Here is a 20,953-nt window from a genome sequence, read left to right on the forward strand (position 1 = left end):
CGCGACCACGTCTTGGTTATGGCGCAACCATATTGATCAATCAAACGAATATGTTTGATACATTTCATCAAACATCGTGATCTCTTACTGCTGCACGTAACAGCTTGTATCAGGCGACCTGATCACCTTCTGTTCCGCTTGTAACAGGTCATTTCTGACCCTTGCCGGCAGTTTCGCCAATTGGCGCAGGGTTTCCACCCGATTTCTGGCGAGCTTCATCGCGCGCCTTCTGTTCGCAATCCGCTCGATGAGGATCTGGACCCGGGACAGCGTTGCGAGAACGAAATCGTCGTCACCTGCCTGCCGGACGGCGCGATCATGTTGCAGCGTCGATCCGTCCGTTACCCCGTTCCCGAATATAGGAGTGCCAGTAAGCCGTCGTGGGGTTGCGGCGTTGTCGATCGCCAATGTCAGGGCGGTCATGACCTTGCTCCTTTGCGTTTTGCGGGGTGCTTCCCGCCTCCTTGCGAGCTTGACTATCGCTCCTATGTGATATTCAATCAAACGAAATGGAGTTAAGCTATCTTTCAGATTTTCTGAATGAGGAGGCCGCCATGAACATGATCCTGCGCCACGCGCTTCCCCTGCTTGAAATGGATGTGTTGAAGACCTTCGTCGCCATTGCCGAAACCGGCAACTTTACGACTGCGGCCGAAGCCGTGTACCGCACGCCATCCGCGGTTTCGATGCAGATCAAAAAGCTCGAGGAGACGCTGGGCTGTACTCTTTTTCTGCGCGACGCGCGGTCGGTCTCATTGACGCCGAAGGGTGAGTTGCTGCTCGGCTTTGCCCGCCGGCTCTTGTCGCTCAACAACGAGACGGTGTCTCGCTTCCTGCTGCCCGACATGAACGGCGTCGTCCGCGTTGGGGCACCGGAAGATGTCGGCGAGCGCATCCTGCCGGAAGTGCTGAAGCGTTTTGCCGAAACCTATCCGAATGTCACGGTCGACGTGTCGATCGGCATGAGCAACGCCATGCGCAAGCGCGTGGACGAGCACAGGCTCGATATTGCCATTTACAATAGCCTTTCCGACGAGGCGTCCAAGGACGGCGAAATCCTGATGCAGGAAAAGCTGGTCTGGGCCGGCGCCAAGTGCGGCAACGCGCATATGCGCGATCCCCTGCCAGTGTCGATGTGGGAAGACGGATGCGTGTGGCGCGCCGATGCAGTCGAGAAGCTGTCGCGGGCCGGACGCAAATTCCGCGTCGCGTTCCTGAGCGCCTACACGACGGGACAGCGTGCGGCGGTGCTCGCCGGCCTCGCGATCGCGCCGCTGCCCCGCTATCTGGTCCAAGGGGAGATGGTGCAGCTCGGCGAGCGTGACGGGCTGCCCGATCTCGGCCATTACGATATCGGGCTGAAGGTGGTTGAGGATGCGCCGGCACCGGTGCTGGCGGTCGCCGATCACGTCCGTGAGGCGTTCGCCGACCTCCAACTGCAGGCAGGCAGGGTGGCCGAGCCCGTTTAAACGGAGCTCTTGCGGCTTGCGACAAGGGGCTTGGGTTGACGGCAATAAGCCAAGGCTTATAATAAGCCATGACTTATGAAACTCGGCTCTTTGCTGCGCTGGCCGATCCGACGCGAAGGGCGATTTTCGAGCGCCTTGCAGCTCGCGGGCAGTCGGTTTCCGAACTGTCGCGCGCCATGCCCGTATCGCAACCGGCGATCTCGCAGCACTTGAAAGTCTTGAAGGAAGCCCGTCTCGTTCGTGACGAACCTGCGGGGGCGCGGCGGATCTACTCCATCGATCCCGGTGGTTTGGGGCCGTTGCGGCAGTGGCTGGACCGCTTCTGGATCGAGCAGCTCGCCGCCTTCCAATCAAAGGTCGATGCGGTGGCCGATCGGGAGGAAGGCTGAACGACCACCTGAAAGAGGCACAACAACCGGGAGAAACCTCATGCACAGGATCGAACCGGTTCCGGTCCGCAAATCCATTGCCGTCCGCACATCCCCGCAGAAGGCCTTCGAGGTCTTCGTTAACGGCATGGGGGACTGGTGGATCAAAGAGCACAGCCTGACGGAGTCCGGACAGAGGACGGTGATCATCGAGGCGAGAGCCGGCGGCAGATGGTACGAGGTCGGGAATGCCGGCGAGGAGCGCGAATGGGGCCGCGTCATCGCCTGCGATCCGCCGCACCGCATTCTTCTCGCCTGGCAGCTCAACGCCGATTTCGACTTCGACCCGACATTCCAGACCGAAGTCGAAGTCTGGTTCGAGGCGAAGGGCGAAAGCGAGACCATCGTCACGCTCGAGCACCGCGATCTCGGCAATTACGGCGTGAGGGCCGAGGATCTGCGCGGGGTGCTCGATTCTGAGAAAGGATGGGGTGGATTGCTGGCGTCCTATGCGGCCAAGGTGAGCGCGAATTAGAGCGACTGAGGAAAAGTATGCGCGGTTTTTCGCCCGCAATCGCCGCGCTAGGGTTCGCGACTGGCGAGTTGCTGGTGCGGTGGACGAGCTGTGAGCTGGCTTATGAGCGCTTTGACAATTTTCCGGGCAACCTCGTCCTGGACCGCGAAAATGTCCTCGAGGCTTCGGTCGAAACGTTCGGCCCAGAGATGTCCTCCGCCGATTGCATCGATCAGTTGCGCGTTGATACGCACACGATCCGAGGCGCGCCTTACGCTTCCCTCTAGCAAGTAGCGGACCCCCAGTTCCTGGGCAATCCTGCGCACGTCAGCGGATTGATCCTTGTACACGAAGCTCGAGTTCCGCGCGGCGACGTACAGGTCCGGAACCCGCGACAGATCCGTGATTACATCCTCGGTCAATCCATCCGCAAAGGAGGCGTGCCCCAGATCGTCGCTCATGTCGCAAAAGGGCAGTACAGCGATCGATGGTCGGGCCGCGGGCGGCGGCGACCCCTGGTCGTCACCGAAGCTCTGAACCTGGGCGGTGAAACGGTATCCGACCCGAGGGATCGTTGCGATCCACTCGCCGCCCTGAGGGCCCGGACCAAGAAGCTTCCGCAGGGCAGCTATCTGAACTGAGAGGTTGCTCTCTTCTACGGCCAGTCCCGGCCATGCTGCCTCAAGAAGATCGGCCTTGCGCAAGACCTCGCCTGGACGTCGGGCAAACGCCGCCAGAAGCAACAGCCCGCGGTACGCAATGGGCACAAGGATATCCTCGCGCCGGAGCGTCCCCGCTTCGGGATCGAGCACGAACGTACCGAAGGCAAAGCACGGTCGCTGCATAGGGCATCTTAGTGCATGGCGGCACGATGGGAAATTGTGCCGAGTGAAACAATGGCGCTGCGTCGTCACGCGTTTCGGAATTTTTCGGAACTATTCGGCGCCGCTTCGATACACCGAGTATCGCTTTCTCCAGAATGCGCGAGTTCTGCCAGCCATGAACGGACTCCAGCGGAGGGAAGGGGGAGCTCCATGCACATTTTTTCCTTAACTACCGGTCGCCATTGGCTTGCGCATGCATGGACAGGCGAAGCCACCGCACTCGACGGTCCGGTGACCACCGGAAGCCTTGTCGAGATCTGGAATCGGCGCATCCACTATCGTGAGGAGCTGGCGCGGCTTTCGAAGGATGGCCCCGAGTTGCTCGATGACATCGGGCTGACCACCCGGCAAGTCGAGGACGAACTCACCAAGCCGTTCTGGCGCGAGTGAGCGGCTCTTGTGACACGCAGGACATGACGGGGGATGTGCCGGCGAGCATGGCGGTCGGGGCTACTCCCGGCTACGCCGCCGTCTACGACCGCCACCTTCGCCGTCATCGGCCAGCACCTTGCGCTCCGGCAGCGCGACGACCTCGGAGAGCTTCGGGAAAGCGTCGACCTTGTTCGGCATCGCCATGGCATTGACGAAGTGCTCCTGAAATTTCGACTCAAGAGCCGTCTCTATCTTCTCGATTTTCCTCACTGTTTCCTCGATCTCGCGACGATGACCGCGGTTGAGGAGCGCCATCAGTGCACCGGTGCCGGCGGCATTGCCGACTGCCTTCACCTCGGCGAGGTCGCAATCCGGAATCAGGCCGAGCACCATGGCGTATTTCGGATCGATGAAGGAACCGAAGGCGCCGGCAAAGCGGATCGTGTCGACATGCTCGACGCCCTGTTTTTCCATCAAGAGCTTGATGCCGGCATAGAGCGCAGCCTTGGCGAGCTGTATCGCCCGGATGTCGTTCTGCGTCACGGTGATGCGCGGCTCGCCGTCATGGAGCAGGTAGGAGAAGGTGCGGCCGTTCGGAACGATCCGCGGGCTTCTGGCAGCCATCGCGCCGTCGACGACGCCGTCCTGCGAGATGATGCCGGTGAGATACATCTCGGCAACGACTTCGATAATCGCCGAGCCGCAGATCCCGGTAACGCCCACCACTGCGGCAGCCTCGGCGAACCCCTCCTCATCCGACCACTTGTCGACGCCGATGACGCGGAAGCGTGGTTCCAGTGTCTCCGGGTCGATGCGGACGCGCTCGATCGCGCCGGGTGCGGCGCGCTGGCCGGAGGAGATTTCGGCGCCCTCGAAGGCCGGGCCGGTCGGCGAGGACGCTGCCACAACGCGTTGCCGGTTGCCGAGGACGATTTCGGCATTGGTTCCGACGTCGACGAGCAGCATCATCTTGTCCTGGCGATGCGGACCCTCCGAAAGCGTCGCGCCTGCCGCATCCGCTCCGACATGGCCGGCGATGCAGGGGAGCATATAAAGCCTCGCGCCGCGATTGACCTCGATGTTGATCTCATGCGCCCAATATTGCAGCGCGCCAGAAACCGCGAGTGCGAAGGGCGCCTGGCCGAGTTCCGTCGGGTCGATGCCGAGGAAAAGGTGATGCATGATCGGGTTGCCGACAATCACCATATCGAGAATATCGTGCCGATCGACGCCGCCTTCGCTGCAGACCTTGCCGATCAGCCCGTTCACCGCTTCCCGCACGGCCTTGGTCATAGCCTCGCGGCCATCCGGGTTCATCATCACATAGGAGACGCGGCTCATCAGATCCTCGCCGAAGCGAATCTGCGGGTTCGACGCGCCCGAAGAGGCGACGATGCGGCCGGAGAGCAGCGACACTAGGTGCATGGCGATCGTCGTCGAGCCGATATCGCAGGCTATCCCATAGGCCTCGTTCTTCAATCCCGGCCAAAGGCCGACGATAAAGGGGCGAGAGGAATCCATGTCTCGATGGATCGCGGCCGTCACCGCCCAGTTGCCCTTGCGCAGAATGCCCTGGACCTGCGGGATCAGATGCGGCGCGATCAGCAGATCCTTCCAGCCCCAATCCTTTTCCAGAACCGCTTTCATCCGGTCGAGATCGCCGAGCGGCTTGTGCATGTCCGGCTCGTCCACTTCGACATAGCAGAGCTGGACGGCGGCATTGCGCTCGATAACCCGGTCGGTTGCGGCCTTGCGCACCACCTGGGCGTTGATAACGGTATCCTGCGGCACGTCGATGACGAGATCGCCGAGGATTTGCGCCGAACAGGACAGGCGACGACCATCGGGCAGTTCGCGCACTGTGGCGTAGCGTTGCTCCTTCGGGCCGATCGGCGAGATATGGTCGTTCGACGAAACGATCTTGTGCTTGGCGAAATTGCCTTCCTGAATGGAAACCTGGCAGCGCCCGCAGGTGGCGCGGCCGCCGCAGACGCTTTCGACATAGACCCCGAGCTTGCGCGCAGCATCGAGCACAGGCGTGCCCACTGGGAAGCGGCCGCGCTTGCCCGACGGCATGAAAAGCACAAGAGGATCCTTCTGCGCGGCTTCGGTCATATTGCTCTCGATTTCGGAAGTGCTTTCGATGCGCATGCTGGTCGGTCTCTCGTAGGTCCGCTTCAACCGGGGAGCGAAGCGCGGGTAAACCGCTTCAGACTGCACCGGAATGACGCCTGATAGTTGTCAGATCCCGACATGAAAAGATCTGCCAGCACATTTCAGAAGGGTTGCCGTGCGCTTGCGAACAGGACGGTCACGGTTTCCTGCGGGATAGCCGCCGGGCATTGCTGCGCACCCGCTTGCCATAGGGCTTGAGGGCCGCCGCGGCAATAGCCGTCCCGTGCCGGGAACCGCTTCCGGTCATCAGCCGCATCGTGCTGTCGAGAGCGGCCTTCCAGAGGGCCACGTTCACGGCCATGCCGCTCTCGACCGCAGCTGCGACCTTTTCGGAAACCATGCGCTGGAGTTCGGCCACGTCGTGCGTCTTGCCGGTCATAGCCGCAAGCTGCATCTGATGCAGCCGAATCGCGATGACGAATGGAGCATCGAACCAAAGCGTGGCAGTGTCCAAGCGGAGGCGGCGCGGTGTCATGGGTTATCTCCACTCTTCGGCCGGATGCGAGTTCCGGATACTTCGCTATGGTGCCACGGTTAGCTTCACGACTGCGAATGCATAGGCGACTGCCGTGGCCAACACCATCGAACCACCCCAAAAGCACAGGTTTATGACCCGCTCTTGAGATCCCGGATTGGTCTTATTCGTCAAAGCCAAGCCGGATACGACCGCAAGCACCGCGAGGTTTAGAAACACAATCGGCAGAACATAGTTCCAGAGCGCACCGTAGAACCTTCGAAACTCCTCCGCATCCTCAAACAGCGTGTATCTGGCGAAGAGGATTAACGGGATGAGGACCGCAAGGAGCCGAAGATGGCTCCTCATGGCAATTCCCCCTGATGGGCAGTGCAGCGTCGAAGCAGGATATTACTCCCGCACCGCTGCGGCGCCAGCCCGCGCCGCACGTCCGCCACGCCGTCCACCGCCGCCGGCCGGAGCCGCGGCGGCCGCCACATGTCCGCCTTCGGCCGGCTTGTGGTCGCGGTAAGTCATGATCCAGTTGGTGCAGTTGGCGTCGGTGCCGTTCAGGACGTTCGCGGCGCGCACGGCCTCCATTTCCTGCGGACGGCAGGGGTTCATGATCGCCGAGGTCATGCCGGCACCGATTACCATCGGGATGAAGCCGGCATTGATGCCGTGGCGGTGCGGCAGGCCGAAAGAAATATTGGAGAGGCCGCAGGTGGTGTTGACCTTGAGCTCTTCACGCAGCCGGCGGAGCAGTGCGAAGACCTGCCGGCCAGCATCGCCCAGGGCGCCGATCGGCATGACGAGCGGATCGACGACGATGTCGTGCGGCTTGATGCCATGATCCATGGCGCGCTCGACGATCTTCTTGGCGACAGCGAATCGGACGTCCGGATCCATCGAAATGCCGGTCTCATCGTTGGAAATCGCGACAACCGGAACGTCGTACTTCTTGACGAGCGGAAGGATTGCTTCCAGCTTCTCCTCTTCGCCCGTCACGGAGTTGACGAGGGGGCGGCCCTTGGCAACGCGCAGGCCGGCTTCGATCGCCGCCGTTACCGAGCTGTCGATCGACAGCGGCACGTCGACGAGGTCCTGGACGATCTCCAGCGTCTTGACGAGCAGCGGCGGTTCGGTCTCGTTCGGGTTGACAGCTGTCACGCCCGCATTGACGTCCAGCATGGTCGCACCTGCGGCGACCTGCTCCAGCGCGTCCTTGATGACCGTCTCGAAGTTGCCCTCGATCATTTCGGCGGCGAGCTTCTTGCGACCGGTCGGGTTGATGCGTTCGCCGATGACGCAGAAGGGCTGGTCGAAGCCGATGACGATCTCGCGGGTGGCGGAAGCGACGATGGTGCGGGTCATAAAAGATCCTCTGATCCTGGAGCCTGGGGCTATGTAATTGGCCCCGTTCGTGTTTGTCAGCGCGGGACGAGCCGAAACGCCGGTTTTCCTCTGTTAAAGCCGCTGGCCGCGGCCCTCTCAATGTGGATGGTGTGCTGCGGCCTCCGCCATCTGCTGCTGGTTTTCCTCGATGCCTTCACGAAGATGCCCAAGCCGTTCGGCGACAAGCGTTTCCGTCGGCGTCGCTTCGTGTTTCCATGGCTTGCGGCCCTTCAGGACGCCGGACTCGTGGACGATCTCCGCCACATATTCCTCCTGGCGATAGGCCATCACGTGAACGCCCGATACCCCCTCGATCTCCTTCACCTCGTTGATGATGTCGATGCAGAGCTGCTTGCCTTCCTTCTTCTGGTCCTGGGCGCCTTCGAGGCGCGTGATGATCGAATCGGGAATGTGGATGCCCGGCACGTTGGAGCGGATCCAGCGCGCCGTCTTGGCCGAGGCCATCGGGCCGACGCCGACGAGGATGAAGCACTTCTCGTGCAGGCCGAGGTCGCGCACCTTCTTCATGTATTCGCGGAACATCGGCACGTCGAAGCAGTACTGGCTCTGGACGAATTGGGCGCCCGCTTCGATCTTCTTTGCCAGCCGGTAGGGCCGGAAGTCGTAAGGCGGCGCGAAGGGGTTGATGGCCGCACCGAGAAAGACCTGCGGCGGCGTCGTCAGCTTGCGGCCGGAGAGGAATTTCGAATTGTCGCGCATGATCCTGACGGTCTCGAGCAGCGACATGCAGTCGAGGTCGAAAACGGGCTTGGCCCCCGGCTGGTCGCCGGCCTGCACGCCATCGCCGGTCAGGCACATGATGTTCTGCACACCCATGGCCGAGGCGCCGAGCACGTCGCCCTGTATGGCGATGCGGTTCTTGTCGCGGCAGGCGATCTGCATGATCGGCGCATAGCCCATCCGCGTCAGCAGCGCGCATATGCCGACCGACGACATGTGGCAGTTGGCGCCCGAGGCGTCGACGGCATTGATGCCGTCCACCCAGCCGTCGAAGATCGCCGCCCGATCGTAGACGTCCTGAGGATTGGCGCTGTCCGGCGGATTGAGCTCGGCCGTGACAGCAAATTCGCCGCGGCGAAGCACGCGCTCCAGTCGGCCGCGTGAGGAATGACCGGGCAGGGCATCGAGCGGCGCACTGGGGTCGAAAGGGTTGACATCCGGGCTCATCGCTGGCCTTCCTTTTTCGCGTCTTCGAGAGCCGCGGCCTCGGCGGTCACCCGCAACCAGGACGAGGTCTCACGCAGCGACTGGTTGACGGGTTTCTGGACATTCATAATCGCATCACCCTTCACCATATTCTGCGACCCCTTCCACGCCTGCACCCAGACGCAGGGCATATCCGGTTCGACCTCGCAGTTGCCGTTGGCGCGGACGCCGCCGCAGGGGCCGTTGCGGAGCTGCTTCGGACAGTTCATCGGGCAGGACATGCCGGTAGAGGACAGCGCGCACTGGCCGCACATGCGACAGTCGAAGAGGAAACCTTTGACGTGGCGTTCGACGAAGGTCACCGGGCGCTCCACGCGATTGTAACCGAGAGCGTTCCAGAGCGGATGGAGCATAAGGAACATGTCGGCGAAGCGGTTGTAAAACCATTCGAGGAAGCGCGAGTTGCGCACCGCCCAGAGCCGAACCGTATATTTGTGGCGCGAGCGGCGGCTCGGCGAGACATTTGTCGGCGTATAGGCTCCGGTGGCCGCCTTCTTGGCGGACTGGGCGTTGCCGGTGACGACTTTCGGGTCAGACATTGTCCCGCCCTCCGGCCTTGACGAGCGCAACGAGCCGCTCCCTATCGTAGGCGGCCTCCAGTTCGGCTGCTGCCTTGTCCGCTTCCGCCTCCAGATCGTCTGAAACCGGGACCGGATCTGCCTTGCGCCATTCGGCCAGGTAGTCGTCGGTCTCGGCAGCGCCGGTCCGCATGGCGCACATGTCGATCGCCTCGGTGAAGCGCAGCGAAAGCTCGCGCTTGGCGCTCTTGCGGCCCTGTTTGATAATGACCTGGGCGGGGATATCGCGCCAGTAGACGATGATGCGGTCTGCCATGGGATTCCTGTTCTCCTCTACAGCGCCGCGCGTCTTGTCCGACGCGCAAAGGTCGCTGTAGCACTTTGAATTGCTGCATGTATTCATCCGTAAATCGATTGCGATTTACGGATACATGCAGAGCGCATAAGCCCGAAAATCGAAATCGGCTTTCGGGAAGGCCTATGCGCCCAGTCAAAGTGTTACAGCGTCCCCTACGCGTCAATTCTGACGCGCGGCGCTGTAATGCCGACAATGCGCATGTCCATGCGACGTGGCTTACCTTGACACGACGTCGGATATGTCAAAAAACGACGCTCCACGGTTCGCACAGGAGCGGAATGCTCCATGGCTCTCCGAGCGGCTGTGTTTGACCTTCGAGACGCCGAAACACGTCGGGAAGGCCGCTGTTGCGCTGGCTACTCCAGATACTGGCGACGCAGCCGGCGCAGAATATAAGCAAGGCGTCATTCACCATCCATTCACGTCACATCCGGCAAGTATGCACCATTGCAACAGATCGGATTGTCGAGATGAAGAAGGTTGGCATCCTGTTCGTCGCGGCCGCGACGGCTTTCACGAGTTATGGGTCTGCCGAGGCCATGCCCGTTCCGCCGGCGCCGCAGCCCGGTTCTAGCGTAGAGCTGGTTCACCACAAGCCGTGGCACCACCGTGGCGGCCCCCGCCGGGCCTGGCGTGAACCGGAAGGTGCTCGCTACGGCTATTACAATGGGTATCGCGGTTATCGCCATTATCGGGACGGGTATCGCCGGCATGACGATGGCTGGTGGTATCCGCTGGCCGCCTTCGGAGCCGGTATGATTATCGGCGGCGCCATCGCCGCGCCCCCGCAATACGCAGAGCCCCGCTATGCCGAACCTCGGCTGCCGCAGCGCCATGTCAGCTGGTGCTACGATCAATACCGCTCCTATCGCGCATGGGACAATTCCTACCAGCCCTACGGCGGTCCCCGGCAGCAGTGCTATTCGCCCTATTATTGAGGCTATCGAAGCCCGCTCGCCACACCGCGAGCGGGCTGTCGCCTGGATGCGGATCAGTAACCGGAACTGCCGCCTTGGCTGCCGCCCATGCTGCTGCCGCCGGAGCCGCTTGAAGCGCTTGAGGGAGGCGGGCTCGTGTTTCGACTGGCTTGATTGGTCATACACCCCGCGAGCGTCAAAAGGGCAATCGCGGCTGCGACCATCGATGATTTGCGGGTCATCATGAGTCTCCAATCATAGATTGGGTATGACGTATGGCGTGCCGCTGGTATTCCCCAGAGAGATGGTCACCCGACATCCGCGCCGCTTGATTTCGCAGAAACGCGCATCATTTCCACTGGATGTGCCGACGCATTCGGAGGTCACGATGTCAAAGACTGCGATCGCAATGTTGTGCCTCGCGCTTCTCGCGCTTTCGTCCTGCGCCAACACGGCGCGGGGATTCCGACAGGATAGCACGCAGACCGGCCACGCTGTGGATAGTGCTACGAAGCGTGTCCTGGGTGCTGCTCAGTAGAACAACGCTTCCGGCAGCGGGGTCTATGCCGCATTCTCGGCCGCCTTCGAGGGCTTTCGCTCGACTGCGGTGAGCACTCTGAGATTTGCTTCAGCCTCGGTGAGCCCGGCTAGAGTCTGGCCCGCAAAGACTGCCGGGACACCCGTCAGATTGTCCCACACGGTCCAGTGGTCGGTTGGGTCGAGGACGAGTTCATAGCGGTCGTGTTGCATCAGGTTTCCCTCCTAGTCACCAGATCCCGCGCCGTATGCCATTCCACAGCCACGCCCAGACCGGCGGATGATACCATTGGCGCGACGGAGCGGCGATATCGAGGGGGCGGAGGTTGCCGTCGAGTGCGTCCTCGACCGCCTTGATCGCAAGGTCGGTCGAGGCGGCAGTCTGGAGCAGCGGATAGGTGTGGATCGTATCAGCGCGGTTCGGCATCTGCCGCGACTGGTAAAGAATGCCGCCGGTATCGACGCCTTCATCGACGAGATGAACGGTGGCGCCGAAATTCTCCCGATCCTTGCCGACGAGCGCCCAGTAGCCGCCCATCAGGCCACGATATTGCGGATTGATGCCGGCATGGAAGTTAAGGACCGGGCAGGGGATTGCCGCCAGCGTCGCCGGCTTTAGCATCCGGCAACTGACGAGAAAGACCACGGCGGGCTCAAGCGCCGTCAGCCGCGCGCGGCCTTCGGCATCGTTGATCGAAACGATCCGGTGCACCGGGACGGAGGGGGCTTTATCGGCAGACACGCCGTAGATGCGCAGGATCTCGGCTGCCCGCCGGCGCGTGAATCGTTTGCCGAAACGCGAGGCGATCATCGTGGCGAGCTGGCCCAAAGCCGTCGTCCATCCGAGCTTTCGAGCGCGCCGTCTGACGAAGAGCGCCTTGGATTCGGGCTGCTCCTGCAGCACGACAATGTCTGAAAAGCGTGCGGCAAGCGCGTTGATCAGGATGTTCGGATTGTCGCCCCCTGCGGTAACGACGACTATGCGCCGGCCGGTCGCGGCGGCCGCTTCCGTTTCACTTTCCGAGAGGGCGCTGTTCGATCGATACATAGGTCGGTAAGGGTTGTCTGAGGATCATCTGCGGCGCCCGGACACAGGGGCGCGCAGAAACAGATATGCCGATACAGGTGTTACCGTCGTCTTAAACGGGCAGCCTCCAGGACATCACAGAACTCGGTTTGCCGGGCATCAGGCCTCGATCAGCGACCGGGTGAGATCGCCGTAACCGGTATAGCGGTACTCATAGGCGAGGCCGAGATAGTCGGCGGCGCGGCGGGCCTTCTCCTGCAACGCCTCGTCCTCCACCTGCGACAGGTAGACGAGCTTGCGGTAGTGGCAGAAATACATATCGCGCAGTTCCGGATGCCGGTCGAGGCCGAGTGGCTCGACGACGAAGGCCTCGAACTGGCGGGCGAGAAAGTCGGTGAGGAAGAAGGCGGTGAGGTCGTCGTCCCAGCGCGCGGCGAAATCGGCATTGCCTGCGAAGAAGGAATAGCAGTGCGGGCCGGGAATGCGCTCGACGCTTTCCTCCTCACAGAGCCGGTCGATGAGCCCGCCGGTACCGCAATCGGCATAGGCGATGAAGATGCGCTCGAAGCCGTCGGCGCGGGCGCGCGCGATCGCATCGCGAAGGCCGGGCACGATTTTTTCCGGCGTGTTGTGCCAGATGGCCGGAAGACAGTTGAGCTCGATATGGTCGAGCTTGTTGGCTTCGCAGATCGCAAGAATTTCGCGCGCGATGGCGCCGCAGCCAATGACATGAACTTTCTTTGGTTGTGCACGTTCTCTTGCCGACGGTGCGTTTTCCATCTTTATTCCGCCTTGTATCAACACAAAGGAATCACGGTCATGACAATAAAGTCCATCGCGATGATCGGCGCTCTTCTGGTAGCGCTCTCAACCCTGAGTTCCTGCGCCAATACGATCCGCGGCATGGGGCAGGATACTGCGAATACCGTGAACGCCACAGAGGGAGCCGGGCGCCGGGTCGCCCGAGCGGCCAATTGACCGCCACGCGGCTGTAAGGAGGCGTAGCGGCCTCGCTTTATAATAAACAAAGACGCCGGCTGTCGGTTTCATCCGCACAGCCGGCGTTTCTTCTACATCAGGCGGACTCAGCCGGCGGCAAGCTGGTTGTGCTTGCGTCTCATGTAATCCTTGGCGGTTTCGACGGCGACCGCCGCGTCGCGGCAATAGGCGTCGGCGCCAACGGCCTTGCCGAATTCCTCGTTCAGCGGCGCGCCGCCGACGAGAACGACGTAATCGTCGCGCAGGCCCTTCTCCTTCATGGTGTCGATGACAACCTTCATGTAGGGCATCGTCGTCGTCAACAGCGCCGACATGCCGAGGATGTCGGGCTGCTCGCGCTCGAGCGCTTCCAGATAGTTCTCGACCGGATTGTTGATGCCGAGGTCGACCACGTCGAAGCCGGCACCTTCCATCATCATGCCGACGAGGTTCTTGCCGATGTCGTGAATGTCGCCCTTGACGGTGCCGATCACCATCTTGCCGAGCTTCGGCGCGCCGGTCTCGGCGAGCAGCGGCCGCAGGATCGTCATGCCGGCCTTCATCGCGTTTGCGGAAAGCAGAACTTCCGGCACGAAGAGAATGCCGTCGCGGAAGTCGATGCCGACGATGCGCATGCCTTCGACGAGCGCCTGGGTCAGGATGTCGTAGGGCGTCCAGCCGCGCTTGAGGAGGATGCGGGTGCCATCCTCGATTTCCTCCTTGAGACCGTCATAAAGGTCGTCATGCATCTGCTGCACGAGTTCCTCGTCGGAAAGGTCCTCGAGAATGATTTCATCATCTGCCATAGTAGGGTCCTCGGTTCCTGGCATAGTCGTTTCGCGGGGGTGGCACGATAACACTCCGGACGCGTTGTCCCATCCTTAGCGGGCGGCGCCTAAAAAACTCTTTTCGAAAGCGACGTCGCATATGGTGAAAAACGACGACGCGTTGCTTCCCAACGTTTGTCATGCCAGTCGTATCGCATAATTCACCGATGCGGAATCCGCCGCTCGGTAAAATTATGCAACGGTTCAAGGTGTTAGTTTAGGCAACTGAGCAAGTGTTTAGGGAATTGCCGGCACACAGCCACGGTTTCAGGCGGCACCAACGGACCGTGTGGACGGGGCCGGCCGAGTGTCTAAGTTGCGCCACCTGTTGGCGCATTGAGACCCGTACCGATCCGGCGGCTTGGTAGCATTAGGCCAAATCCATGCCGGGCGCATGGTGCCGCTACTGGATTCGACCGGCGGAAAGGACTATGCGCCCACCTACCGAAATATTGCAGCGTCCTCCGTGCGGAGACCTGGCGGGAGAGGAATGAGCGAATGAGCGACGTTACAGAACAAGGCGCGATCGAAGGCGGCGGACGCCGCGCGCGTGGCGAGGGACGTGGGGCGGCAGCACGCCGGGCCTCCCGCACCGGCGGCGGTCCGGGACCGTCTCTGCCTTATATTCAGCGCAAGATTCGCGAGTACGAAGTTCTCGACGAGGAGGGGCTGCAGCTCATCGAGCGCAATGCCGATACCGTTCTAGAAGAGATCGGCATCGAATTCCGTGACGATCCGGAAGCGTTGGAGCTCTGGAAGGCGGCGGGAGCTGATGTGCGCGGCGAGCGCGTCCATTTCCCGAAGGGCCTTTGCCGCGAGCTTCTGAAGACCGCGCCGTCGAACTTCACCTGGCACGCGCGCAATCCGGAGCGCAACGCCCATATCGGCGGCAAGGCGACGGTTTTCGCACCGGTCTACGGCCCGCCCTTCGTCCGCGATCTCGACGGCAACCGCCGCTATGCGACAATCGAGGATTTCCGCAATTTCGTGAAGCTTGCCTACATGGCCCCGTCCGTCCATTCGTCGGGTGGCACGGTCTGCGAGCCGGTCGACATCCCGGTCAACAAGCGCCACCTTGATATGGTCTACAGCCATATCAAATATTCCGACAAACCGTTCATGGGCTCGGTCACCGCGCCCGAGCGCGCCGAAGACACGATCGCCATGGCGAAGATCGTTTTCGGCGACGACTTCGTCGAGAAGAACACGGTGACGCTGAACCTCATCAACGCCAACTCGCCGATGGTCTTCGACGAGACCATGGTGGGCGCGCTCAAGGTCTATGCGCGCCACAACCAGGCTTGCGTGCTTTCGCCGTTCATCCTCTCCGGTGCGATGAGCCCGGTGACCGTCGCCGGCACACTCACGCAGATTCTGGCCGAAGTGCTCGCGGGTGCCTCGTTCACCCAGCTCATCCGCAAGGGCGCGCCGGTGCTGTTCGGCACCTTCGCCGCCTCGATCTCGATGCAGTCGGGCGCGCCGACCTTCGGGACGCCGGAGCCGTCGCTCGTCTCCTACGGCGCGGCGCAGCTCGCCCGCCGCCTCGGCCTGCCGTTCCGTACCGGCGGCTCGCTCTGCGGCTCCAAGGTTCCGGATGCTCAGGCGGCACACGAATCGGCGAACACAATCAACATGACGCTGCTCGCCGGCACCAACTTCGTGCTGCATGCGGCTGGCTGGCTGGAAGGTGGTCTCGTCTCGTCCTACGAGAAGTTCATGATCGACCAGGACCAGCTCGGCATGATGCAGAAGATGGCCGAGGGCGTGGACCTTTCCGAAAACGCCCAGGCGCTTGACGCGATCCGCGAAGTCGGCCCGGGCAGCCACTATCTCGGCTGCTCCCATACCCAGGCCAACTTCCAGACGGCCTTCTACCGCTCGCCGCTCGCCGACAACAATTCCTTCGAACAGTGGGAAATCGAAGGCGAAAAGCGGATCGAGCAGCGCGCCAATGCGCTCGCCCGGTCGTGGCTTGAACATTACGAGGCACCCTATCTCGACCCGGCGATCGACGATGCGCTCAAGGAGTTTATCGCCAAGCGCAAGGATTCGATGCCGGACGCCTTCACCTGAAGGGCTCCCGAGCGAGCCAGGGAGCAAGGCGGCGCGGCGCAGGTGGCCGACATGATCCAGAAGGAGGTCTGGCGCCCGCATTACGAAACCCAGGGGCCGAAACCGAAATGACGGCGGCCTCCGCTTGTGACGACAGTCTTCTTCAAACGCTCCGTGCGGCTCTCGAGCCGCACGGTCTTTTTTTGCGCGGCACTGTGAATTTTGCGTCGGGTGAGGCGGCGCCGCAGCTAAAGGGCGGGGAGCCTGCCGCGAGCGTCCTGCTCGTCGGTAATATCGGCAGCTCGCTCTGGGAGCCGTTCAGCCGCTGGCGCGCAGGCGAGCCGGATCACGGCGGCAGCGATCCGCTCGACAATTGGTCGAAGCAGGTGATCCGACCTGTCGCGGAGCGGCTCGGCGCCACGGCCTATTTTCCATCCGATCCGCCCTGGCAGCCCTTCCAGCGATGGGCAATGGATGCCGAAGGGCTGAAATCATCGCCCCTCGGCATCCTCATCCACCCGCATTATGGCCTCTGGCACGGCTATCGCGGCGCACTCGGATTTGATCGGCCCTTGCCGTCAACAAGCGAGGTGGCGGCCGGCCATCCATGCGATGTCTGCGCCGAGAAGCCCTGCATTTCCGCCTGTCCGTCTTCCGCCTTGGCGTTCGGTGTGTTCGATGCGGGACGATGTCGCGCCCATCTGAGGACGGGAGCAAAGGCCTGCCTTGGGCACGGCTGCCTCTCCCGCGATGCCTGCCCGGTCGGCCGAGATCACCGCTATCCGATAGAGCAACTGCGTTTTCATATGGCAGCGCTGAGCCTGTAGATCGCGCGTGTGGCAGGCAGGTCGAGCGGAACTCCGGCATCAATCCGCCGCAATCCATGCGATGCTTCGCGTCACGATTCCACTTGTGTTTTGGATCCATGCCGCTGTTTCCCAAATCTGTTCTCGCCGGCGCCGCCATTCTCTCCATGGGTCTCGCGGCCCCAGCGTTCGCCGCCTGCCGCAACGTGAATCATCTCGGCGAGGACTACATCGCCTGCGGCTTCGATCCGGCGGCTAGCGACATTCGCCTCTACAACAGGGACCAGGCGGGCGTACCGTTCAAATCCTTCAAGGCCCTATCGCTCGAGTTGCGCCATCGCGACGAATATCTGGTCTTCGCCATGAACGGCGGCATGTATCACGAGGATTTGTCGCCCGTCGGCTTGCATGTCGAAGATGGCATCGAACAGACGCCGCTCAACACCAATCCGGGTTGGGGCAATTTCCACCTGCTGCCGAACGGCGTCTTCTACGTGACGGACCGCAAGGCGAGCGTTATGGCGGCAGAGGCTTACCGCGACGCCGGCATCACACCGCGCTTTGCCACGCAATCCGGGCCGATGCTGGTGATCGACGGCAAGCTTCACCCGCGCTTCCTGCCGGACAGCGACAGTTTCAAAACCCGCAACGGCGTCGGTGTGACGACGGAAGGCCAGGTGGTTTTCGCGGTCTCGAAGCGGCCGGTGCGCTTCCACAATTTCGCGACGCTGTTCCGGGACGCGCTTGACTGCCCCAACGCGCTGTTCCTCGACGGCACGATTTCGAGCCTTTATGCGCCGGAGATCAACCGCCACGACCGGCTGTTTCCGCTCGGGCCAATCATCGCCGTCGTCGCGAGGTTTCCGCATTGAGCGCACCGCAAAAGAATTTGTCGGCTCCACCCAAGGAATGGCGGTCGGCGACCGTCTAAGCTTGAAATAGGACAGAGCGGGCAGGGATTGGGCGGGCAGGGATTTGGACGCGGAACTCGTTGAACGGGCGGTGAGCGGCGATCGCGAGGCCTTTGGCCGATTGATCGAGCGCCACTATGACTTCGTCCATGCGGTCGCCTGGCGGTGGTCGGGCAATGAGGCCGATGCGGAGGATATTGCCCAGGAGGTCTGCATAAGGCTTGGCTCGGCGATTCGCGGCTTCCGCGGCACCAGCCGGTTCCGCACCTGGCTCTATGCATTGACGCTGAATGCGGCCCGTGATCACCGGCGCCGGCGGGCGCGCGACGAGCGGAAGATGCAGGCCTATGCATCCGATCCGGCACTGTCCGCCATGTCCGCCGGCGATGACGAGGAGCGGCGGGAGGCGTTGTGGGCGGCGGTGCGGGCACTGCCGGAAAAGCAATGCGATGCCGTGCTGCTCGTTTATGCCGAGGGTCTGAGCCATGCGGCAGCCGCCGACGTGCTCGGCTGCTCGGAAGCGACCATCTCCTGGCATGTCCATGAGGCCCGGAAGCGCTTGCGGACGCTGCTCGGCAAGGAGGCTGTGTAATGACCGACGAACTCGAGATGCTCTCCGGACGGACGCCGCCGAAGCCGAGGGACGAGGGACGGGCGCGGGCGCTTGCTGCCGCCATGCAGGCCTATGACGCGGCGGAAATTTCGTCGCCTGCCCAAGGTTCGACAAGGCCCGCGCGTCAAAGCTCCATCCTCAACCGGATATGGAGCCCCATCATGAACCGGAAATTTCTTGCCGGATCGGCCTTGGCGACACTGATCGTCGTCCCGACCGCCGCCTTCCTGACGCTGGAACTGGTTCGCAGCGGTTTATCACGTGACGCGGAGGTGCAGGTGGCGGCCAAGCCGGTACCGCGCCCGCAGCCGAAATCGGCTGCGCCAGCGACCATCGAAGAGGGGGCGCTTGCCCCTGCGAAGCGGGAAGCGTCCGGCTCCGCCCTCAGCGAAGTGTCTCCGGCGGCCGCCGAAACTGAGGCAACGGCAAGCCAGACGGCCGATACGGCCGCAGCGCCCGCTGCCGAAGGCGGGACGGTGGGCTTTGCCGCGCGTGGCCGCGCCGCACTCATGCCGGCGCCGGCCGTGCCAGGCGATATCCTTCCGCCGCCGATAGAAAACCGCGAGCGCTTCGGCAACTCCGATGCCAATCCAGTAAAAAGCGTTGCGACCGAACCGGTCTCGACCTTCTCCGTCGATGTCGATACCGCCTCTTACGCCTTCGTCCGCCGATCGCTGATGGCAGGCGAGATGCCGAGCCACGATGCCGTCCGCGTCGAGGAGATGATCAATTATTTCCCCTATGACTGGCCCCGTCCGACGGCGGCTGCGGAGCCGTTCAAGGCCACGGTCACGGTGACGCCGTCGCCATGGAACGCAGCAACACGGCTGATGCATGTGGCGATCAAGGGGTATGAGGTGGTGCAGCAGGAGGCGCCGAGAGCCAATCTCGTCTTGCTGATCGACGTCTCCGGCTCAATGGATGAACCGGACAAGCTGCCGCTTCTCAAGAATGCCTTCCGGCTGCTGGTCGACCGGCTGAGACCGGACGATACAGTGTCGATCGTCACCTATGCCGGCAATGCCGGTACGGTGCTGGAGCCCACGGCAGTCAAGGACAAGGCAAAGGTGCTGGCGGCGATCGACACGCTGCAAGCGGGCGGTTCGACGGCCGGTGCTGCGGGCATCGACGCCGCCTATCGGCTGGCGGAGAAGGCCTTCGTTCAGAACGGCGTCAATCGCATCCTCCTGGCGACCGACGGCGACTTCAATGTCGGTCCTTCGAGCGACGAGGAATTGAAGCGCGTGGTCGAAGCGAAGCGCAAAAGCGGCATCTTTCTCTCCGTCCTCGGCTTCGGTCGCGGCAATTACAACGATGCGCTGATGCAGACGATTGCCCAGAACGGCAACGGCGTTGCTGCCTACATCGACACGCTGGCCGAGGCGCAGAAAACGCTGGTCGAGGAGGCTGGGTCGTCGCTCTTCCCGATCGCCAAGGATGTGAAGCTGCAGGTCGAGTTCAACCCGGCGGCGATCGCCGAGTACCGGCTGATCGGCTATGAGACGCGGGCGCTGAAGCGCGAGGATTTCAACAACGACAGGGTCGACGCAGGCGACATCGGCTCCGGCCACAGCGTGACGGCGATCTACGAAGTGACGCCCAAGGGCAGTCCGGCCGTGCTCAACGATGACCTGCGCTATGCGACAGTCGAGAAGCGGGCAGCGGCGCATTCCGGCGAACTCGCTTTCTTGAAAATCCGCTACAAGAAGCCGGACGGCGACAGGAGCGAGCTGATCACCACGCCGGTCACTGAGGCAAACGCGGTACCGAGCCTCGCCGAGGCGTCGGCTGATGTCCGCTTTTCCGTCGCTGTCGCGGCGTTTGGCCAGAAGCTTGCCGGAAGTTCTGCCCTTGCCGACTATTCCTATGCGGCGATCGCCGATCTCGCCGCCGCCGCCAAGGGCACGGATCCGTTCGGCTACCGCGGCGAGTTCGTCAATTTGGTGCGGTTGGCGAAAGGGCTTTCGGGCGCAAAGCAGTAGCTGCCTACTGCATGTCTCCTTAAATCGACCTCGATTTAAGGGCAAAGAATGCAGCAATTCAAAGCCCTACAGCGCCGCGCGTCTGATAAGACGCGCGGCGCTGTAGGGCGGGCAACTCCTGACGCGCTGAGAACCGTCAGGAGTGGCTGGCAGCACGGTATACGACAGCCTGGAATTTCGCAGATGCTGCCCGCCTGACGCTCTTCCTCGTCACGCCTTTGGAAACGCGCGCTGCAATCCACCGGATTTGATCAGCCCGCTCCGGAACGCCTGATAGGCCGCATGCTGGCTGGAGCGCGCCACCTCCATCAGGCGCATCTGAAGACGCGGCGGCGCCTCGTTACCGAGCCATTCTCCGACTCTTTCGAGTTTCAGCGTATTCAGGAACCGCGCTTCGGCGGCAAGGTCGAGGTGGTGGTGCAGCCCCTCCATCAGATTTTCATCCTGTTCCGGATTTTCCATCAGCAGCTTGACGAAAGCCTGTTCCGCTTCGCCGAAGCTCGAAAGCTTGGCGGCGGTCGTGTCCCGGTCGGGAAAGGCGGCTGGCGTGCTCATGGATTTATCTTCGT

24 protein-coding genes and 1 pseudogene are annotated in these 20,953 nt (G+C 62.3%); 11 read left to right on the forward strand and 14 right to left on the reverse strand.

Features of this window, described 5'->3' with window-relative positions:
- Positions 1-84: 84 nt before the first annotated feature.
- Positions 85-423: a hypothetical protein gene (locus tag ATC00_RS23195; protein WP_037386448.1), complete on the reverse strand. Its 339-nt coding sequence runs from the start codon at positions 421-423 to the stop codon at positions 85-87.
- A 131-nt stretch (positions 424-554) separates the two neighbouring features.
- On the opposite strand from ATC00_RS23195, the gene ATC00_RS23200 reads away from it, so the two are divergent.
- The 3 genes from ATC00_RS23200 (at position 555) to ATC00_RS23210 (ending at position 2,372) form a co-directional block, all read left to right on the forward strand.
- The gene (locus tag ATC00_RS23200) at positions 555-1,469 is read left to right on the forward strand and encodes a LysR substrate-binding domain-containing protein (RefSeq protein WP_037386446.1); all 915 of its coding nucleotides are present in this window, start codon (positions 555-557) and stop codon (positions 1,467-1,469) included.
- A gap of 68 nt (positions 1,470-1,537) precedes the next feature.
- Positions 1,538-1,858, forward strand: coding sequence for an ArsR/SmtB family transcription factor (locus tag ATC00_RS23205; protein WP_037386444.1), 321 nt, complete (start codon positions 1,538-1,540; stop codon positions 1,856-1,858).
- A gap of 40 nt (positions 1,859-1,898) precedes the next feature.
- Entirely contained in the window at positions 1,899-2,372 is a 474-nt protein-coding gene (locus ATC00_RS23210; RefSeq protein ID WP_037386442.1) for an SRPBCC family protein, read from the forward strand.
- A gap of 68 nt (positions 2,373-2,440) precedes the next feature.
- Here the strand turns inward: ATC00_RS23210 and ATC00_RS23215 are convergent.
- Positions 2,441-3,196, reverse strand: a pseudogene (locus ATC00_RS23215) (winged helix-turn-helix domain-containing protein); the annotation flags it as partial.
- Between the two features lie 189 nt (positions 3,197-3,385).
- Between ATC00_RS23215 and ATC00_RS23220 the strand changes: the two are divergent.
- Positions 3,386-3,625, forward strand: a complete 240-nt coding sequence (locus tag ATC00_RS23220; RefSeq protein WP_037386440.1) for a DUF1127 domain-containing protein — start codon at positions 3,386-3,388, stop codon at positions 3,623-3,625.
- A gap of 60 nt (positions 3,626-3,685) precedes the next feature.
- On the opposite strand, the gene ATC00_RS23225 is transcribed toward ATC00_RS23220, so the two are convergent.
- The 7 genes from ATC00_RS23225 to ATC00_RS23255 form a co-directional block, all read right to left on the reverse strand.
- A complete protein-coding gene (locus tag ATC00_RS23225) occupies positions 3,686-5,758 on the reverse strand; it encodes an ASKHA domain-containing protein (protein ID WP_064254579.1) in 2,073 nt (690 codons plus the stop codon).
- A 160-nt stretch (positions 5,759-5,918) separates the two neighbouring features.
- The gene (locus ATC00_RS23230; RefSeq protein WP_037386436.1) at positions 5,919-6,257 is read right to left on the reverse strand and encodes a hypothetical protein; all 339 of its coding nucleotides are present in this window, start codon (positions 6,255-6,257) and stop codon (positions 5,919-5,921) included.
- Between the two features lie 45 nt (positions 6,258-6,302).
- Positions 6,303-6,605: a hypothetical protein gene (locus ATC00_RS23235; protein WP_064254580.1), complete on the reverse strand. Its 303-nt coding sequence runs from the start codon at positions 6,603-6,605 to the stop codon at positions 6,303-6,305.
- Between the two features lie 42 nt (positions 6,606-6,647).
- On the reverse strand, positions 6,648-7,610 hold the full coding sequence (locus tag ATC00_RS23240) for a methyltetrahydrofolate cobalamin methyltransferase (RefSeq protein ID WP_064254581.1): 963 nt from the start codon (positions 7,608-7,610) through the stop codon (positions 6,648-6,650).
- A gap of 117 nt (positions 7,611-7,727) precedes the next feature.
- Complete coding sequence (locus ATC00_RS23245) at positions 7,728-8,819, reverse strand: methylenetetrahydrofolate reductase (protein ID WP_037386396.1); 1,092 nt, start codon at positions 8,817-8,819, stop codon at positions 7,728-7,730.
- Positions 8,816-9,397 (reverse strand): methylenetetrahydrofolate reductase C-terminal domain-containing protein, encoded by a 582-nt coding sequence (locus ATC00_RS23250; protein WP_037386393.1) that lies wholly within the window; start codon positions 9,395-9,397, stop codon positions 8,816-8,818. Before ATC00_RS23250 ends, ATC00_RS23245 begins: the two co-directional genes overlap by 4 nt.
- Complete coding sequence (locus ATC00_RS23255) at positions 9,390-9,692, reverse strand: virulence factor (protein ID WP_037386389.1); 303 nt, start codon at positions 9,690-9,692, stop codon at positions 9,390-9,392. Before ATC00_RS23255 ends, ATC00_RS23250 begins: the two co-directional genes overlap by 8 nt.
- Positions 9,693-10,204: 512 nt before the next feature.
- Here ATC00_RS23255 and ATC00_RS23260 point away from each other — a divergent pair.
- Positions 10,205-10,672 (forward strand): BA14K family protein, encoded by a 468-nt coding sequence (locus ATC00_RS23260; RefSeq protein ID WP_064254582.1) that lies wholly within the window; start codon positions 10,205-10,207, stop codon positions 10,670-10,672.
- Positions 10,673-11,212: 540 nt separating this feature from the next.
- Here ATC00_RS23260 and ATC00_RS23270 read toward each other — a convergent pair.
- The 3 genes from ATC00_RS23270 to ATC00_RS23280 form a co-directional block, all read right to left on the reverse strand.
- Entirely contained in the window at positions 11,213-11,401 is a 189-nt protein-coding gene (locus ATC00_RS23270; RefSeq protein ID WP_037386383.1) for a hypothetical protein, read from the reverse strand.
- A gap of 16 nt (positions 11,402-11,417) precedes the next feature.
- Positions 11,418-12,236, reverse strand: coding sequence for a formyl transferase (locus ATC00_RS23275; protein ID WP_082912520.1), 819 nt, complete (start codon positions 12,234-12,236; stop codon positions 11,418-11,420).
- Between the two features lie 138 nt (positions 12,237-12,374).
- Entirely contained in the window at positions 12,375-12,995 is a 621-nt protein-coding gene (locus tag ATC00_RS23280) for a DUF1638 domain-containing protein (RefSeq protein WP_064254583.1), read from the reverse strand.
- A 39-nt stretch (positions 12,996-13,034) separates the two neighbouring features.
- Here ATC00_RS23280 and ATC00_RS23285 point away from each other — a divergent pair, with 39 nt between their 5' ends.
- On the forward strand, positions 13,035-13,193 hold the full coding sequence (locus tag ATC00_RS23285) for an entericidin domain-containing protein (RefSeq protein ID WP_037386377.1): 159 nt from the start codon (positions 13,035-13,037) through the stop codon (positions 13,191-13,193).
- A 107-nt stretch (positions 13,194-13,300) separates the two neighbouring features.
- Here the strand turns inward: ATC00_RS23285 and ATC00_RS23290 are convergent, their stop codons facing one another.
- Positions 13,301-13,999 (reverse strand): corrinoid protein, encoded by a 699-nt coding sequence (locus ATC00_RS23290; RefSeq protein WP_037386375.1) that lies wholly within the window; start codon positions 13,997-13,999, stop codon positions 13,301-13,303.
- A gap of 519 nt (positions 14,000-14,518) precedes the next feature.
- Between ATC00_RS23290 and ATC00_RS23295 the strand changes: the two genes are divergently transcribed.
- The 5 genes from ATC00_RS23295 to ATC00_RS23315 all read left to right on the forward strand — a co-directional run bounded on the left by ATC00_RS23295 (position 14,519) and on the right by ATC00_RS23315 (position 20,384).
- Positions 14,519-16,093, forward strand: coding sequence for a trimethylamine methyltransferase family protein (locus ATC00_RS23295; RefSeq protein WP_064254584.1), 1,575 nt, complete (start codon positions 14,519-14,521; stop codon positions 16,091-16,093).
- Between the two features lie 107 nt (positions 16,094-16,200).
- Complete coding sequence (locus ATC00_RS23300; protein ID WP_064254585.1) at positions 16,201-16,899, forward strand: 4Fe-4S dicluster domain-containing protein; 699 nt, start codon at positions 16,201-16,203, stop codon at positions 16,897-16,899.
- A 98-nt stretch (positions 16,900-16,997) separates the two neighbouring features.
- A complete protein-coding gene (locus tag ATC00_RS23305; protein WP_064254586.1) occupies positions 16,998-17,750 on the forward strand; it encodes a phosphodiester glycosidase family protein in 753 nt (250 codons plus the stop codon).
- A gap of 103 nt (positions 17,751-17,853) precedes the next feature.
- Positions 17,854-18,381, forward strand: a complete 528-nt coding sequence (locus tag ATC00_RS23310; protein WP_064254587.1) for an RNA polymerase sigma factor — start codon at positions 17,854-17,856, stop codon at positions 18,379-18,381.
- Entirely contained in the window at positions 18,381-20,384 is a 2,004-nt protein-coding gene (locus tag ATC00_RS23315) for a vWA domain-containing protein (RefSeq protein ID WP_064254588.1), read from the forward strand. Before ATC00_RS23310 ends, ATC00_RS23315 begins: the two co-directional genes overlap by 1 nt.
- Before the next feature lie 210 nt (positions 20,385-20,594).
- Here ATC00_RS23315 and ATC00_RS23320 read toward each other — a convergent pair whose 3' ends face one another.
- Positions 20,595-20,939: a hypothetical protein gene (locus ATC00_RS23320; protein ID WP_037386359.1), complete on the reverse strand. Its 345-nt coding sequence runs from the start codon at positions 20,937-20,939 to the stop codon at positions 20,595-20,597.
- Positions 20,940-20,953 lie beyond the last annotated feature (14 nt).

The sequence above is a fragment of the Sinorhizobium americanum genome (assembly GCF_001651855.1).
In the GTDB taxonomy this organism is placed as follows: Bacteria; Pseudomonadota; Alphaproteobacteria; order Rhizobiales; family Rhizobiaceae; genus Sinorhizobium; species Sinorhizobium americanum.

Excerpts from the sequence above, each read along its gene's own strand:
- ATC00_RS23195 (WP_037386448.1), bottom strand. The coding sequence starts at position 423 with ATGACCGCCCTGACATTGGCGATCGACAACGCCGCAACCCCACGACGG.
- ATC00_RS23200 (WP_037386446.1), top strand. The coding sequence starts at position 555 with ATGAACATGATCCTGCGCCACGCGCTTCCCCTGCTTGAAATGGATGTG.
- ATC00_RS23205 (WP_037386444.1), top strand. The coding sequence starts at position 1,538 with ATGACTTATGAAACTCGGCTCTTTGCTGCGCTGGCCGATCCGACGCGA.
- ATC00_RS23210 (WP_037386442.1), top strand. The coding sequence starts at position 1,899 with ATGCACAGGATCGAACCGGTTCCGGTCCGCAAATCCATTGCCGTCCGC.
- ATC00_RS23220 (WP_037386440.1), top strand. The coding sequence starts at position 3,386 with ATGCACATTTTTTCCTTAACTACCGGTCGCCATTGGCTTGCGCATGCA.
- ATC00_RS23225 (WP_064254579.1), bottom strand. The coding sequence starts at position 5,758 with ATGCGCATCGAAAGCACTTCCGAAATCGAGAGCAATATGACCGAAGCC.
- ATC00_RS23230 (WP_037386436.1), bottom strand. The coding sequence starts at position 6,257 with ATGACACCGCGCCGCCTCCGCTTGGACACTGCCACGCTTTGGTTCGAT.
- ATC00_RS23235 (WP_064254580.1), bottom strand. The coding sequence starts at position 6,605 with ATGAGGAGCCATCTTCGGCTCCTTGCGGTCCTCATCCCGTTAATCCTC.
- ATC00_RS23240 (WP_064254581.1), bottom strand. The coding sequence starts at position 7,610 with ATGACCCGCACCATCGTCGCTTCCGCCACCCGCGAGATCGTCATCGGC.
- ATC00_RS23245 (WP_037386396.1), bottom strand. The coding sequence starts at position 8,819 with ATGAGCCCGGATGTCAACCCTTTCGACCCCAGTGCGCCGCTCGATGCC.
- ATC00_RS23250 (WP_037386393.1), bottom strand. The coding sequence starts at position 9,397 with ATGTCTGACCCGAAAGTCGTCACCGGCAACGCCCAGTCCGCCAAGAAG.
- ATC00_RS23255 (WP_037386389.1), bottom strand. The coding sequence starts at position 9,692 with ATGGCAGACCGCATCATCGTCTACTGGCGCGATATCCCCGCCCAGGTC.
- ATC00_RS23260 (WP_064254582.1), top strand. The coding sequence starts at position 10,205 with ATGAAGAAGGTTGGCATCCTGTTCGTCGCGGCCGCGACGGCTTTCACG.
- ATC00_RS23270 (WP_037386383.1), bottom strand. The coding sequence starts at position 11,401 with ATGCAACACGACCGCTATGAACTCGTCCTCGACCCAACCGACCACTGG.
- ATC00_RS23275 (WP_082912520.1), bottom strand. The coding sequence starts at position 12,236 with ATGTATCGATCGAACAGCGCCCTCTCGGAAAGTGAAACGGAAGCGGCC.
- ATC00_RS23280 (WP_064254583.1), bottom strand. The coding sequence starts at position 12,995 with ATGGAAAACGCACCGTCGGCAAGAGAACGTGCACAACCAAAGAAAGTT.
- ATC00_RS23285 (WP_037386377.1), top strand. The coding sequence starts at position 13,035 with ATGACAATAAAGTCCATCGCGATGATCGGCGCTCTTCTGGTAGCGCTC.
- ATC00_RS23290 (WP_037386375.1), bottom strand. The coding sequence starts at position 13,999 with ATGGCAGATGATGAAATCATTCTCGAGGACCTTTCCGACGAGGAACTC.
- ATC00_RS23295 (WP_064254584.1), top strand. The coding sequence starts at position 14,519 with ATGAGCGACGTTACAGAACAAGGCGCGATCGAAGGCGGCGGACGCCGC.
- ATC00_RS23300 (WP_064254585.1), top strand. The coding sequence starts at position 16,201 with ATGACGGCGGCCTCCGCTTGTGACGACAGTCTTCTTCAAACGCTCCGT.
- ATC00_RS23305 (WP_064254586.1), top strand. The coding sequence starts at position 16,998 with ATGCCGCTGTTTCCCAAATCTGTTCTCGCCGGCGCCGCCATTCTCTCC.
- ATC00_RS23315 (WP_064254588.1), top strand. The coding sequence starts at position 18,381 with ATGACCGACGAACTCGAGATGCTCTCCGGACGGACGCCGCCGAAGCCG.
- ATC00_RS23320 (WP_037386359.1), bottom strand. The coding sequence starts at position 20,939 with ATGAGCACGCCAGCCGCCTTTCCCGACCGGGACACGACCGCCGCCAAG.